This window comes from Grimontia kaedaensis, from assembly GCF_023746615.1.
GTDB lineage: Bacteria > Pseudomonadota > Gammaproteobacteria > Enterobacterales > Vibrionaceae > Enterovibrio > Enterovibrio kaedaensis.
In genome coordinates this window covers 648,230-661,987 of record NZ_CP082275.1, presented here as the reverse complement: position 1 = coordinate 661,987, position 13,758 = coordinate 648,230, and the positions used below count along the sequence as shown (strand labels likewise).

The window sequence follows — 13,758 nt, the reverse complement described above, 5'->3', positions numbered from 1 at the left end:
TCTCGATTTCCGACGTGGATTGCGGTTTATACTCGCTTGAACGCAAAATGTCCATGCTACGGCGACGCCTTACATTCTTCTGGTAGTTGTCGGCATCAATTCCTGTTTGAGCCATGCTATTACCTGCTTAACCGGCCCCAGCCTTCGCTTATAGCCATGGCTGAAAAGGAAATACCCATAAAGGCTATTAAAGCTAAGGGAAAGGGGATTAGCCACTTCCCCTCGATTGAGTGCATCCTGAATCAGAAATTGGGGGATCAATGCCATTCCCTCGTGGTGCTTCACCGCTTCCAACGCCATGTAAAAGTGCTCGAAGCCTGTGCCGTAGGTCGGACCGCTTGGCGCCACGTCCAGGTAATGCCAAAACTGGTTCCAGATTTGAGGGCGGGTGATATGACTGATGGCATGTAAGGGTAATAAGTCTTTAACCGTCTGTGTATTCCCCACAAGTTCGGAGGATGCCACCAGCATCAGTCTTTCACGGATCAGCAGTTCTGCTTCCTCTTCATGAGTCGATAAAGGCAAGCAGTGAATCGCAATATCGCTTTGATACCGATTCTGACTGTCAGATGTTACGCTCGCCCGAACTGCCAGTTCGATATTGGGGTGAGCACTTCTGAATGCCTCCAACCTCGGTATCAACCACATACTTGCTAAAGAAGGCGGCACAGAGATTTCGATACGGCTTTTTGTCTCGGAAGTCTGCATAACCGTAGATGTGGCGTGTTGTAAATTTTCCAGTGCTTCAACAACAGAGGGGAGATATCGCCTACCCGCCTCCGTCAGTTCCACTTTTCCCCCCGTACGCTCAAACAGAGAGCATCCCATCAACTCTTCCAAATGCAGGATTTGCTTGCTGATTGCACTTTGCGTCAGATTCAACAGCTTTGCCGCCTTTGAAAAACTCAATGTCTGCGCAACTACCGTAAAGGTCCGCAAGGTCTTCATTGGTGGAATAGGCATAGCCATGTATTTTTCCCATGAATTTTTGGCATACCCTCTGAATTTATATCGTTTGCTGTTCAATTTCCAACCTGTCCATACTGAGCCGTATAACCAAACAAATTTTGATAAGTGAGTAGCTCAGGGAAATCATGACAAACATACTACAAAGACATTGCCACACTGAATTACCGGTTGTTGCTGGCGGCAACGGCGTATTTCTTGTGGACAGTGAAGGACGTCAGTACTTAGATGGATGCGGCGGTGCAGCCGTATCCTGTCTCGGCCACAGCCATTCGGGCGTGTTAGGTGCAATAGAAAATCAACTGCACGCTATTCCATATGCTCATACTGGATTTTTCACCTCCCCAGCAGCAGAAGAATTGGCTGCACGTTTGGCAGACAAAGCGCCCGGCCCACTAAACCACGTTTATCTGGTCAGCGGCGGTTCTGAAGCAGTCGAAGCTGCCCTAAAAATGGCGCGCCAATATTTTCTGGAAAAAGGCGAAACCTCGCGGACCCGCTACATCGCGCGCCGACAAAGCTACCACGGCAACACGCTCGGTGCGCTGGGTGTGGGGGGGAATATGTGGCGAAAAGAGCCTTTCGCACCGATGATGCAAAATGGTGAGTTGATTGCACCATGTTACGCCTATCGTGATAGGCGAAACGATGAAACCCATTTCGAGTATGGTCAGCGTGTCGCGAATGAGTTGGAAGAGCGGCTACTCGCTGTTGGTCCAGAAACTGTCATTGCTTTCGTGGCCGAGCCAGTTGTTGGCGCAACCGCTGGCGCATTGGTGGCAGAGAAAGGCTACTTCAAACGCATTCGTGAAATTTGCGACAAATATGGCGTACTGCTCATCCTTGACGAAGTGATGTGCGGTTGTGGCCGCACTGGCACCTATTTTGCCTATGAGCAGGAAGATATCGTGCCTGATCTCGTGACCATGGCAAAAGGGTTGGCTGCTGGCTATCAACCTATTGGCGCAGTCATGATCCACGACAACATCTACAATGCGATTTTCCACGGAACCGGATATTTCCAGCATGGACACACTTTTATGGCCCACCCTTTGGCATGTGCAGCTGCGTGTGCCACGCTTGATGCGTTGGATGCTGGTGTTCTTAGTGAAGTGACTGAACGGGGACATTATCTGGTCAAACAGTTAAATCAGACATTCGGCGATCACCCTTATGTCGGGGATATTCGCGGAAGAGGTCTGTTCATCGGGCTGGAGTTTGTTGAAGACAAAGTGTCCAAAGCGTCGTTTGCTTCTTCACGTCCTCTCCATGCGCAAGTGAAGAAAACCGCCATGGAAAATGGCCTGATGTGTTACCCCATGGGTGGCACGATTGATGGCAAGCAAGGTCATCACGTTTTGCTTGCACCACCTTTCATCATCACAGAGAACGAAATTGATGAGTTGGTGAAACGCTTGGCTATCACATTGGATAACGTATTCGCATAGGAAAATCGGGTGCAAAAAGGAAGAACTATTATTGTTGCGCCGAATGGTGCACGACGCGGAAAGGATGACCACCAGCAACTACCAATGACCATCGAAGACATGGCCATGTGTCTGGCACAATGCAAAGGTGCGGGCGCAGCGATGGCACACATGCATGTACGTGATGGACAAGGCAAGCACTCGTTGGATGTTGGACTGAACAAGGAGTGGCTTGTGGAAACACGGGCCCGTTTTGATTCCGACATGGTGATACAATTAACGACTGAGGCGGTAGGTCTCTATCAACCGGAAGAGCAAATGGCGCTGGTGCGAGGCACCGAGCCAGAAGCTGTCTCCCTCGCCCTTCGCGAACTTCGCCCAAATGCTGCGTTTGAAAAAGACGCCAGCCGTTTCTTTTACGAGCTCAATGAGCGGCATATCTATGTGCAGTACATTTTGTATGATGCTGCAGATTTGTCGCTTTACTTTCAAATGGTTAATGACAAGACGTTGCCTAATAGCGGCCATCACCTACTATTGGTACTAGGCAAGTACAAAAAAGACATGTTGTCAGCACCAACTGATTTGCTCGAATTTGATATTAAACGCATAACCAGCGGGGGAATTTCGTGGGCAACCTGTGCATTTGGAGAACATGAGCATCAATGTCTAAGTGCAGCGATGTCATTGGGAGGAGATGTACGCGTTGGTTTCGAAAATAACCTAATGAATTTAATGGGACAGTGTGCGGATAATAATGCAGAACTTGTACAGCAAATCGCCGTTATGTCTCAAAACATGGGTTTATATATCAACTCTGCAGAAGATTTAAGAAAAAATATCTCCTGTAGCTTTGAATCGTGAGGCGCATCTCTTGCGATCGAAAAACTAACTATCAGATAATTTCGGCGCAATATGGACTCACAAATTATTAACAGCGGACTCTCACCGCGTTAGCAATCACATCATCGACAAGGACTAAAGCATGAAAGCGTTAAAACCAACTTTGGCCGCAATGAGCTTTGCAGCTGCTTTAACTGCCGTACCAGCGCAAGCTAATCAATTCGTTACTATCGGTACTGGTGGTGTCACTGGTGTTTACTATCCAACAGGTGGTGCAATCTGCCGTCTGGTAAACAAAACTAAGAAAGAACACGGAATCCGTTGTTCGGTTGAGTCTACCGGTGGTTCTATCTACAACATCAACACCATCCGTGCAGGCGAGCTGGACATGGGTATCGCTCAGTCTGACTGGCAATTCCACGCTTACAATGGTTCAAGCAAATTTAAAGACCAAGGCGCATACAAAGACCTGCGTGCTGTCTTCTCTGTTCACCCAGAACCGTTCACTGTTGTTGCACGTGCTGACGCAGGCGTGAAAACGTTTGATGACCTTAAAGGCAAGCGTGTAAACGTGGGTAACCCTGGCTCTGGCCAGCGCGGTACTATCGAAGTACTGATGGAAGGCATGGGTTGGACCATGGACGATTTCAAACAGGTTTCTGAATTGAAAGCGGCTGAGCAATCTAAAGCGCTGTGTGATAACAAAATCGACGCAATGGTTTACACCGTGGGCCACCCAAGTGGTGCAATCCAGGAAGCAACCACTGCATGTGATAGCGTGATCGTTGAAGTGAACAACCCAGCGTCTAACAAGCTGGTTTCTGACAACGACTACTACCGTACAGCGACTATCCCAGGCGGTATGTACCGTGGTAACGACGGCGACGTTCAAACCTTCGGTGTTGGTGCGACCTTCGTTTCTTCTGCTGAAGTACCAGAAGACGTTATCTACAACGTAACCAAAGCAGTGTTTGAGAACTTTGACGATTTCCGTCGTCTGCACCCAGCGTTCGCAAACCTGAAGAAAGAAGAAATGGTTGCTGACGGTCTGTCTGCACCTCTGCACCCAGGTGCGGCAAAATACTACAAAGAAGTTGGCCTGATCAAATAAGCCACTTTGATAAAATAAAAGGCGGGTTTGAAACCCGCCTTTTTTGTCTCTATTGGTTAGGGGCTGTTGACCTTTGGTGGTTAAATTTTGTTCTCGCCATAAGCGTTTTAGGCGCGGCGAGGTGTGTGCCGCCTAGTCATTCTAAGCAAATACACCTCAACAAAGCATAAAACGCTTAGAGTACGGGACGCGCAGTCGAACCCTTCGGGCAGCGTTTGTGGGGAATTTCTGCTGCGTTATCAGCGTCTCATGTAGGCTAGCTACACATCGAAGCCTCTGCCTTGCATAAAATCCCCACAAACTGCTACAAAAATCACCACCAAAGGTCAACAGCCCCCTATGTTACTGCTGAACAGAATCTTCATTCTCAACGGGCTTTGTCAGCTTCCAGACACGCCCAAAGTGTTTGTGATGGCCAGCTCTAATCCCAGCTTCTTCCCCCATACCGTGGTAAAGATCGAGATGGTTCTTCTTCACCGCACCACCGGTATCTAGCGCCATCAGCAGCTTCAGCACATGCTGGCCATTCCAGTTACCCTCTTCATTTAGTTGAGGCACTTCCGCCAGTAGCACGGTGCCCATCGGTAAGAAATCCCGATCGGCTGCCACTGACGCACCAGACAACAACGGAATCCCTGCAGTGCCAGTCACAGGATGCGCCGCCTTGGGAGCAAAGAAAACAAATGAAGGGTTTTGATTTAGCAGCTCCATCACCGTCGCTTCATCCTGCTGCGCTACCCAGTCTTTGATGGCTTTCAGTGACATTTTCTCACGTGGCACTTCGTCGCGCTCAATCAGCACTTTGCCAATACTGACGTAAGGGTGGCCATTCTTGCCGCCGTAGGCAAAGTACTCAAGCTGGTCGTTATCACCAAAATGAATGAAACCACTGCCCTGCACTTCCATGATGAAGTTATCGATCAGTGAAGCACTATAGCCAAGCTCAAGCCCCAACCCATCCAATGCACCATTATAGATTTCTTCACGGGTAGGACATTTATCATCACATTGCGGCATTGCATAAACCGGATACCGGAATAGCGCATCCGGTTTGTGACGCATTTCAATCACTGGAGAGAAGTAGCCAGTAAACAGCACGTTACCATAGCCGTCACCACCACCCATTTGCTCGAGAGACAATCCATAGTCGCCCAGTGCTGTAGGTTCACCACTTTCAGCCAGCCATGCTTTGACGCTTTCATAAACGTCTTGGTTCACTTTGGTCAGGGAAGGTGAACTCGATTCAACCTTTTCAAGTTGAGCAGGGAAAAGGGAATAGTCACGCACTTTGTCAGAAGCAACTTGCCCAACTGGGTTAAGAACATCATCAAAACGCCCATCAATGTATTGCTGACCTCGGTCAGTGGGACGCGCACAAGCGGCAAGGAGTAGGGAAATGCCGACAACAGAAAGGGCCTTTTTCACAGGTATTCCTGAGTAAGAAAATAATAAAAAGAGGGTGACAGAACCCTGCTATTTCTGCAATCAAAAGGCGATGTTGACTGCATAAACCCACATTTTAACTGAGACTTATAATGCGATCGAGAGCATATGCACCGAACTTTGAAATACTTTGTCACATTTCTGTCATAGAAATTCGTTTAAATCCAATGAAAAGAAAATGTCTTAAAAATTAAACAAAATTGTCAGGAAGCTTAAAATGGATTTAAAAGTAGGGAGAAAGACGTTACTCGACACTGACTCAATCGAATATCAGTGGATTCGTACTTTAGCCAGTGATGGAAGCAGCGATGAGATGATCAACAACAGTATTCGACGCTGCCTGGGTGGGAATGAAGACATCGCAGACAGGATCCGCCGCGTGGCTCTTGGTTTGTGCCCAGTCACTGAGCTTCTCAGAGTTCTGCCAACGAACTATTGATTTCAGCGTCGGGTGAATGGTGTGCTGTAGTGGTAAGGCTTCTCTCTCTGGAGCGTATTTTTATCTTCCACTGTGTAGAGGTAAGTGTTGTTACCGACGGTGTAGATGAGTTTGCTGCCCGTAAACTCATAGTAACTGGTCGTGCGGGCACCTTTGATATAGATACCATCTTTTCGAACTTCGAACCGATCAGCAGCGTACGTTGGCACACCCTGTTCCACCCACTCTCCGTAAATAAGCGTTTGGTCCACCTCAGTGAAAACAGGAATATCATTGGCTACTAGGTAGCCGATAACCCCCGAAATTAACACGGCGAAGAGCAGTAACGATTGTCCGACGATACCCACAAATTAAATCTCAATTTAGAGAGAAACTCTCAAATACTAACAATACTATTATAAAAAGGACATCAACGCCGACCAAGTCAGGCATTCATTGTTTGAAGCCGTATCACGCCCCTTGCCAAATCAAGAATAATTAGTCACTATCGCAGCATATAAAATCAAAAAATATGGAGTAAGGTGTTGAAACTTCGCAGTACAGCACTCGTAAACGGATTTAGGCAATCTGCGCCCTATGTGAATGCGCACCAAAACAAAACCATCGTCATCATGCTGGGCGGCGAAGCCATTGCTGATTCTAATTTCGGCAATATTGTCAATGACATAGCTCTTCTTAACAGCCTGGGTTTGCGGCTGGTATTGGTGTACGGCGCCCGTCCTCAAATCAGTCAGAATCTTGCTAAGCAAGGGGTTGAAACGCCTTACCACAAAGGTGTGCGTGTCACGGACTCTGCTGCACTCGAAGTGGTAAAACAAGCTGCAGGTCAACTACAACTCGATATCACTGCCCGCCTTTCCATGAGCCTAAATAACACGCCCATGGCCGGCGCGCAGATCAACGTGGTCAGCGGGAACTTTGTGATTGCACAACCACTGGGTGTCGACGAAGGTGTGGACTACTGCCATAGCGGACGGATCCGCAGGATCGATATCGACGGTATACACTGCCAACTCGATCAGCACTCGATCGTTCTTTTAGGCCCTGTTGCCAGCTCCGTCACCGGGGAATGTTTCAACCTGACCTCCGAAGAAGTCGCTACACAGTTGGCGATTCGCCTGAATGCTGACAAGCTGATTGGCTTTTGTTCGCTGCAAGGTGTGATTGGTCCTAATGGCAATGTGCTATCCGAACTTTTCCCGCATCAGGCAGAAGAAATTCTGCGCCAGCGCGCAACAGCGGGTGATGAGAACTCCGGTACCGTTCGCTTCTTACGTGGTGCTGTCGCGGCATGCCGTTCAGGCGTGCCAAGAAGCCACCTTCTCAGCTATAAAGTCGATGGTTCACTGATTCAGGAACTCTTCTCCGTGGAAGGTATCGGTACACAGATTGTGACCGAAAGTGCAGAGCGTATCCGTCAGGCGACTATTGATGATATCGGTGGCATCCTGGAACTTATCCGCCCTTTAGAAGAACAAGGTATTCTGGTAAGACGCTCACGGGAGCAACTGGAGCAGGAGATTCCGCGCTTTACTGTGATTGATAGAGATGAGCGAATCATTGGTTGTGCGGCACTTTACCCTTACCCCGAGTCACAAACAGCAGAAATGGCCTGTGTTGCCGTTCATCCTGAATACCGTGATAGCGACCGCGGCACCAACCTGCTTCAATATATCCAGCAGCAGGCGGTGCAATCGGGTATCAAAACGATTTTTGTGCTGACCACCCGCAGTATTCACTGGTTCCGTGAGCACGGGTTTGTAGAAGCCGATGTCACTGCACTGCCGGATGCCAAGCAAGAACTTTACAACCTGCAGCGCCGCTCCAAGATACTGACCCTCGCACTTAACGGACGTGTAATGCGTCTGCCAAGCCGCTAAACCGCTGCGTTTTCCGTTTCACCGCCCGCGCCAAACTGGTGCGGGTGGCATAAACATCCAACCTGTCTTTTGCCCGTGTCACACCGGTATACACCAGCTCTCTTGTCATGACGGGGGTCGGGGTAGGTGGCAACATCAAAATGGTATGACTGAATTCAGACCCCTGGGATTTGTGAATCGTCATTGCGTAGGCAGTTTGATGCTCAGGAAGACGGCTTGGCAGAAAGGCTTTTACTGAACCATCCGCCATTTCAAACACCACGCGAAGTCCTTCTTCCTGCTTCACCACAATGCCTATATCACCGTTGTACAAACCAAGGCCGTGGTCGTTCTGCGTCACCATAATTGGCCTCCCCGGGTAGAAAATCTCTTCTCCTGGTGCGATAAGCTCCACTTTGGTTAGCGCTTTTTCAATCGCTGTGTTCAAGCCTTTAACCCCAAACGGGCCATCTGAAAGCGCGCACAGCAGACGGATATCAGAGAAATGTTTCAGCAAGGTGCGGTTATCTGCACCCTCTGATAATGCCGAAAGATAGCCGCGGTACCCATTGACCACCATAGCAATGGCTTCGCCATACACATCGCCATCAAGATCATGAAGGGCGATATCACTAAAGCCTCGTTGCAGCACCCTTTCAACCCAGCGAGTTTCGCCCGCATTAATGGCATAAGCCAGTTGGCCAACACCGGACTTAGCATGGAAGCGGTAGCTTTTGCGCAGCAAACATACGCCATCAGACACAACGGGCACAGAAGCTTCCTGCGGCATACAAAAGCCTGTCAGTGAAGCTAAGGTCTTTGCGCGTTCAGCACTAAAACCACTTCCAGCATGAAGACAGATATCACCCAACACCGCCCCCGCCTCTACAGAAGCTAACTGGTCGCGATCTCCCAGAAGAATCACTCTGGCATGCTGGGGCAATGCCGCGAGCAATCGGGCCATCATAGGTAAATCAACCATGGATGCTTCATCGACCACCAGCACATCAAGGTGAAGACGGTTGCCAGCATGATGTCGAAACTCAACACGGTTTGGAATGGCACCAAGCAGTCGGTGAATGGTTGATGCCTGAGTCGGAATTTTGTCTCTCACCTCATTACTCACCGGCAAAGCCGCAACGGCCTTTCCGATGGACTCGGTCAAGCGGTTTGCTGCTTTCCCCGTCGGTGCCACCAGCTTGATTTCAGGGCCATTTGGATTGTCGCTACTACTAACAATCGCCGCCAGAAGCTTTGCTACCGTCGTGGTTTTTCCTGTTCCCGGACCACCAGAGATCACGGCAAAGCGATAACTGAGCGCCACGGCTGCAGCGACCTTCTGCCAGTTCAATCGTGCTGAGTCTGGCACTAGACTCAGCACCTGGGCATCCGTGGCTTGTGCATCTAACGCCGTTTTCAGTACGTCTACATCAACCTGAGTCAAATCAGTGATGTCGAAGAAGTCGACCAGTTTCTCAGCCTTTTCGCTGTCTTCCCATGTGTTGTAGAACCGACGAAGCAAAGCCATATCCGGCAGGAAAAGATCGTCCAACACGCCACGCAGCGTCATCGGCAACGGCAGCTCTTTCGCTCGTGCTGTAATTTCATTAGTTACCAAGCGCTCCGCGGCCCAATAGCGATGAAGATAAAGGCGGGAACCACTGAGCACCATAGGTTTCGGTACACTGCCATCGCCGACAACTGGAGATGTGGAAACCAGAGCCAAGGCATTTTCAGGCGTCATCAATATCGCAAGTTCTGCCGATTCCAAGGGCATCAAGTCAAAGAGCCTTGCGCTGTCTAAAGCAGACAAGTCAATACATACATTACCTTTACCCAGCTCAAAGCTGACTAAAGCAGCCCATCCCACCATAGGTGATTCAACGTCGCCGAGTTGTTCACCGATAAACTGGGAAAACTGACGGTCGATCGCTCTGATGGCTTTACGCTTATACAGCGCGTTGAGTTTTTCACTTATCGCCATTTAGGCTCTCTCCATCAGAAAGCTGCCCTTCGCCGGAAAAAATGGCATCAAGGCCATTGAGAAGTTCAAGAGAAGGTGAAGTATAAAAAATGCCATGACGAGTACCCGCTTCAATACCACGAACAAACAGATAGAAAACACCACCAAGATGGTGTTCAGGCGAGTAATCCGGCAAGCGCTGGCGCAGGAAACGATGCAGGGCGAGTGAGTAAATCTGATATTGGAAATCATAGCGGTGATCCGCCATGGCTCCGGCCAGAGCCTCCTCGGTGTAATCTACTGGCGAATCGCCAAGGTAGTTCGACTTCCAGTCCAATACGTAATAACGTCCCTGCCAGCAGAACACTAAATCGATAAAGCCTTTCAGCATGCCACTGGCGGTATCAAAGTGCAGCTCACCAGCCTGCGCTGAAAGAGGGTCGTGTTTGGCAATTAACCCATTTACACGACTGCTATCAAGCCTTTCCACCGGCATCACGAATTCCATCTCGGTCAATCTTGCGGGTTCATCCACCTCAGACAACATCAACCCTTCGTCATTAAGCGGTTGAGAGACGACATCAGACAACAGTTTCTGCAATACAGGTATCCAGCTTTCGTCGTAGTTTTCGAGCAGCAGGTGATGGCGGATCATCTCGGCCACTTCCTCGCTGAACATGTCCTGCCCAAACTCGACGTTCTCAAACAAGGTGTGCAGGAAAGTACCCGGACGGGCACCTTTCGGAAACTGGAATATGGTTGGCGCGCTGTCGGTCTCCGTCTCGCTTTCTTCGTGCTGCTCTTCTGCGGCATCAATATCAAAGGCAGGTAAATCGGGTAGCGCACTGCTGTGGCCTTGCTTGACCAAACCTGAATAACTGGTCAGGCGCCAATCACGGCGGATACGCCCTTCGAAAGTTCGCGCTTCAATAACGTCATCATCAGCCAACTCTGGCTCAAATTTTCCGTCCACTACTTTGGGTGGTGCGGTTCTCTCAATGCCGTCGCAACTTGCTGCTAAAGAATCAACCGCAGCAACCAACCCCAATGCATCTGAGGCCTCACCTTTTTGAATCAAGTAACCCAGTGCCGATTTATGAAGCCCAGTATCACCTGAAGATTTTCTCCCATCTTTGAGCGGTGCCAGACCAATAAAGCAGCCGTAGACGGCACGGGTCAGAGCAACGTAAATGAGTCGGAGATCTTCGGCCAAACGCTCTTTATCTGCTTGTTCAATAGCAAAGTCAGGCTCGGTTAACGACAGCACGGGCGTGTGGTCTTCATCATGGAAAAAAGGTCTGTCTGATGGGCGAAAATTGCAGGCGAACGGCAAGTAAACCAGGTCGTATTCCAGACCTTTAGATTTGTGGATGGTGACGATTTGCACCAAGTCACGCTCAGACTCCAAACGCACCTGCTGCTCTTCACTGTTGCCGTTAGGGTTATCGATATGGTCAGCCAGCCAACGGATAAGGGCATGATGGCTATCCAATGTCTGACTTGCCTGCTGCAAAAGTTCGCCAAGATGCATCAGGTCAGTGAGTGCCCGCTCACCATTATCTTCACAAAGCAAGCGTTCTGCGATACCACGACGTTGCATCACCTGACGGAGCATGGGCATCACGCCTCGGGTAAACCATACCGTTTGGTAGGTAGAAAACTCCATCACTGCCCTCTCCCACGCTTTTTCGTCATGGTTCAAGGTATCGATTTCACTGGCTGTCAGCGCAAATAGGCCGCTTGCCAGTGCAGCACGAAGTGTTCGCTCATTATCAGGCGTCAGTACGGCAGCAAGTAGCCTTTGAACATCCGCTGCCAGATGACTTGAGAACACGCTGTCGCGATTCGAGAGATAGACAGACGCAATACCCTGCCTTGCCAGTGCAATCTTTACTTTGGCTGCTTCGCTACCGGTTCTCACCAGCACTGCGATGTCTCCCGCATGAATAGGCTTACGTTTGTCGCCTTTGCAAAAATGCGCTTTACCTTCCTGCGCTTTCATCAGCACTTCGCGGATGTTGCTCGCAGTAGTATGAGCCATTTGCTTTTCATAATCCGCTTTCGAAACCAGATCTGCCGTTTCATCCAGCCAAAGGGTCATTGAGGCTTGTTGACTGCCATTGACTTCCCAATAGCGCTCATCAGCACCCGGTGAGTAAGCCACAGGAGTAAAAGGAATATCTTCGTTATAGATAAAAGGCGATTCCGCATTTTCTAAGACATGATTGACCGCTTTTACCACACCTGCTGTCGAACGCCAGTTGGTACCAAGGTTGTAATGGTCGGCTACCTGACGGCGTGCATGGATGTAAGTGAAAATATCAGCACCACGGAAAGCATAAATCGCCTGCTTAGGGTCCCCAATCATAAAGAGGCCACATTCAGGCTGCTCGGCATAAATATCGCTGAATATTTGGTATTGCTGAGGGTCGGTATCCTGGAATTCGTCAATCATGGCGACCGGATACAATGTGCGGATACGCTCAGCCAGAATGCCTTCACTGTCACTTTCCAGTGCCGATGAAAGCTGTGATAGCAAGTCATCGAATGACAACCAACCAAAGCGTCGTTTTTCTTGAGCCAGTAATGTTCTCACTTGACGAATGGCGTTTGCCGTCAACGCATCTTTCAGTGTTGGTGGGTTGGCCACCAGCTTATCAATCGCGTCAAAAACCAGATGCGCCGGCACTTCGCCTTTCTTAGTTTTTTCTGCCAGCATTGACGCAGAAAAGCGCTCAAGGTTTTTCGGCAATTCATAGCTGGTTGTTGAACAGGACGCCCAGTCCGTAACTTCAGAAAGCCAGTTTGGCAGCGATTTTTTACTATAGCTGCGTTTATCAACGCCTGATCCTGAGATCAAAGCTTCAAGATCAGCGACAGCTTCTCGCCACAGTCCTTTCACCTCTTCGATTTTGGCCAGATTCTCCTGATGCAAGTCATCGAGGTTTTCCGGCATATCCGGCGCTTTGATGGTGACCAGCGGTCCAGACAGATAAGTGCTAATGTCTTTCAGCAGTGACAGTGGCGATTCCCAGTAACCCCGCACGACACCTGCAAGCGACTTTGGCAATGGATAGAACTGACGTCGCCAGTAATCCGAAACCGCGCGTTCGCGTAAAGCGCTCTCATCAGTAATGAACTCATTGGTAAACAGGCTGCCAGACTCGAAGGCGTTTTGGGTGAGCATGCGCTGACAAAAACCGTGGATGGTATAGATCGCCGCTTCATCCATCTGGCGTTCAGCTTGCAGGAGCAAACGTTCAGCATATGAGTAGTCCTGCACCTCATCCAGTAATGGCCTAATTACGGGGTCATCACTGTGCCCTCGACTAAATGCCAGACGCGCATCATGGATACGCGCGCGAATACGATCACGAAGCTCCTGAGTGGCCGCTTCGGTAAAAGTCACCACCAGAACCTTGTCGACACTCAAGGGCGAAGCATGCGCAGTATCTTCGCTGCCGTGTCCCAACAGCAGCCGCAAATACAAACCCGCAATGGTGAAGGTTTTCCCCGTACCGGCAGACGCTTCAATCAGTCTCTGTCCGTGTAGAGGAAATGACATGGGGTCAAGAAGTTGGGTTGGCATGCACTGTTGGCTCAAAGGGGAATAATGTCCCTAGTTTATACCCAAACCACCTGAAAATGCTCGCTCTCAGAGGTGATTGTTCCGCTCAATTCGAGGACAATTTCACGATAAACATTCA

The 13,758-nt window shown here is 49.6% G+C and carries 10 protein-coding genes; 5 read left to right on the top strand and 5 right to left on the bottom strand.

From position 1 onward, the window contains the following. Window positions 1–69: 69 nt before the first annotated feature. Window positions 70–969 (bottom strand): LysR substrate-binding domain-containing protein, encoded by a 900-nt coding sequence (locus K6Q96_RS03205; protein WP_251877726.1) that lies wholly within the window; start codon window positions 967–969, stop codon window positions 70–72. A gap of 125 nt (window positions 970–1,094) precedes the next feature. On the opposite strand from K6Q96_RS03205, the gene K6Q96_RS03200 reads away from it, so the two are divergent. The 3 genes from K6Q96_RS03200 to K6Q96_RS03190 all read left to right on the top strand — a co-directional run bounded on the left by K6Q96_RS03200 (window position 1,095) and on the right by K6Q96_RS03190 (window position 4,347). Next, on the top strand, window positions 1,095–2,414 hold the full coding sequence (locus tag K6Q96_RS03200) for an aspartate aminotransferase family protein (protein WP_251877724.1): 1,320 nt from the start codon (window positions 1,095–1,097) through the stop codon (window positions 2,412–2,414). A gap of 9 nt (window positions 2,415–2,423) precedes the next feature. Further along, window positions 2,424–3,257, top strand: coding sequence for a beta-keto acid cleavage family enzyme (locus tag K6Q96_RS03195; RefSeq protein WP_251877722.1), 834 nt, complete (start codon window positions 2,424–2,426; stop codon window positions 3,255–3,257). 121 nt (window positions 3,258–3,378) lie between these two features. Continuing rightward, window positions 3,379–4,347: a TAXI family TRAP transporter solute-binding subunit gene (locus tag K6Q96_RS03190; RefSeq protein WP_434802157.1), complete on the top strand. Its 969-nt coding sequence runs from the start codon at window positions 3,379–3,381 to the stop codon at window positions 4,345–4,347. A 342-nt stretch (window positions 4,348–4,689) separates the two neighbouring features. Here the strand turns inward: K6Q96_RS03190 and mltA are convergent, their stop codons facing one another. Then, entirely contained in the window at window positions 4,690–5,772 is a 1,083-nt protein-coding gene (gene mltA, locus K6Q96_RS03185; protein WP_251877720.1) for a murein transglycosylase A, read from the bottom strand. Between the two features lie 235 nt (window positions 5,773–6,007). Between mltA and K6Q96_RS03180 the strand changes: the two genes are divergently transcribed. Next, window positions 6,008–6,229, top strand: coding sequence for a hypothetical protein (locus tag K6Q96_RS03180; RefSeq protein WP_062667525.1), 222 nt, complete (start codon window positions 6,008–6,010; stop codon window positions 6,227–6,229). Between the two features lie 2 nt (window positions 6,230–6,231). On the opposite strand, the gene K6Q96_RS03175 is transcribed toward K6Q96_RS03180, so the two are convergent. Then, a complete protein-coding gene (locus K6Q96_RS03175) occupies window positions 6,232–6,576 on the bottom strand; it encodes a DUF2850 domain-containing protein (RefSeq protein WP_251877719.1) in 345 nt (114 codons plus the stop codon). Between the two features lie 177 nt (window positions 6,577–6,753). Between K6Q96_RS03175 and argA the strand changes: the two genes are divergently transcribed. After that, window positions 6,754–8,109: an amino-acid N-acetyltransferase gene (gene argA, locus K6Q96_RS03170; RefSeq protein WP_251877717.1), complete on the top strand. Its 1,356-nt coding sequence runs from the start codon at window positions 6,754–6,756 to the stop codon at window positions 8,107–8,109. On the opposite strand, the gene recD is transcribed toward argA, so the two are convergent. Both recD and recB read right to left on the bottom strand, forming a co-directional pair. After that, window positions 8,075–10,072, bottom strand: coding sequence for an exodeoxyribonuclease V subunit alpha (gene recD, locus K6Q96_RS03165; RefSeq protein ID WP_251877715.1), 1,998 nt, complete (start codon window positions 10,070–10,072; stop codon window positions 8,075–8,077). The genes argA and recD overlap by 35 nt on opposite strands. After that, on the bottom strand, window positions 10,059–13,640 hold the full coding sequence (gene recB, locus K6Q96_RS03160) for an exodeoxyribonuclease V subunit beta (RefSeq protein WP_251877713.1): 3,582 nt from the start codon (window positions 13,638–13,640) through the stop codon (window positions 10,059–10,061). Before recB ends, recD begins: the two co-directional genes overlap by 14 nt. Window positions 13,641–13,758 lie beyond the last annotated feature (118 nt).

Bases quoted from the DNA above. Each gene is read 5' to 3' on its own strand.
- recD (WP_251877715.1), bottom strand. From the start codon at position 10,072: ATGGCGATAAGTGAAAAACTCAACGCGCTGTATAAGCGTAAAGCCATC.
- K6Q96_RS03190 (WP_434802157.1), top strand. From the start codon at position 3,379: ATGAAAGCGTTAAAACCAACTTTGGCCGCAATGAGCTTTGCAGCTGCT.
- K6Q96_RS03200 (WP_251877724.1), top strand. From the start codon at position 1,095: ATGACAAACATACTACAAAGACATTGCCACACTGAATTACCGGTTGTT.
- recB (WP_251877713.1), bottom strand. From the start codon at position 13,640: ATGCCAACCCAACTTCTTGACCCCATGTCATTTCCTCTACACGGACAG.
- K6Q96_RS03205 (WP_251877726.1), bottom strand. From the start codon at position 969: ATGGCTATGCCTATTCCACCAATGAAGACCTTGCGGACCTTTACGGTA.
- K6Q96_RS03180 (WP_062667525.1), top strand. From the start codon at position 6,008: ATGGATTTAAAAGTAGGGAGAAAGACGTTACTCGACACTGACTCAATC.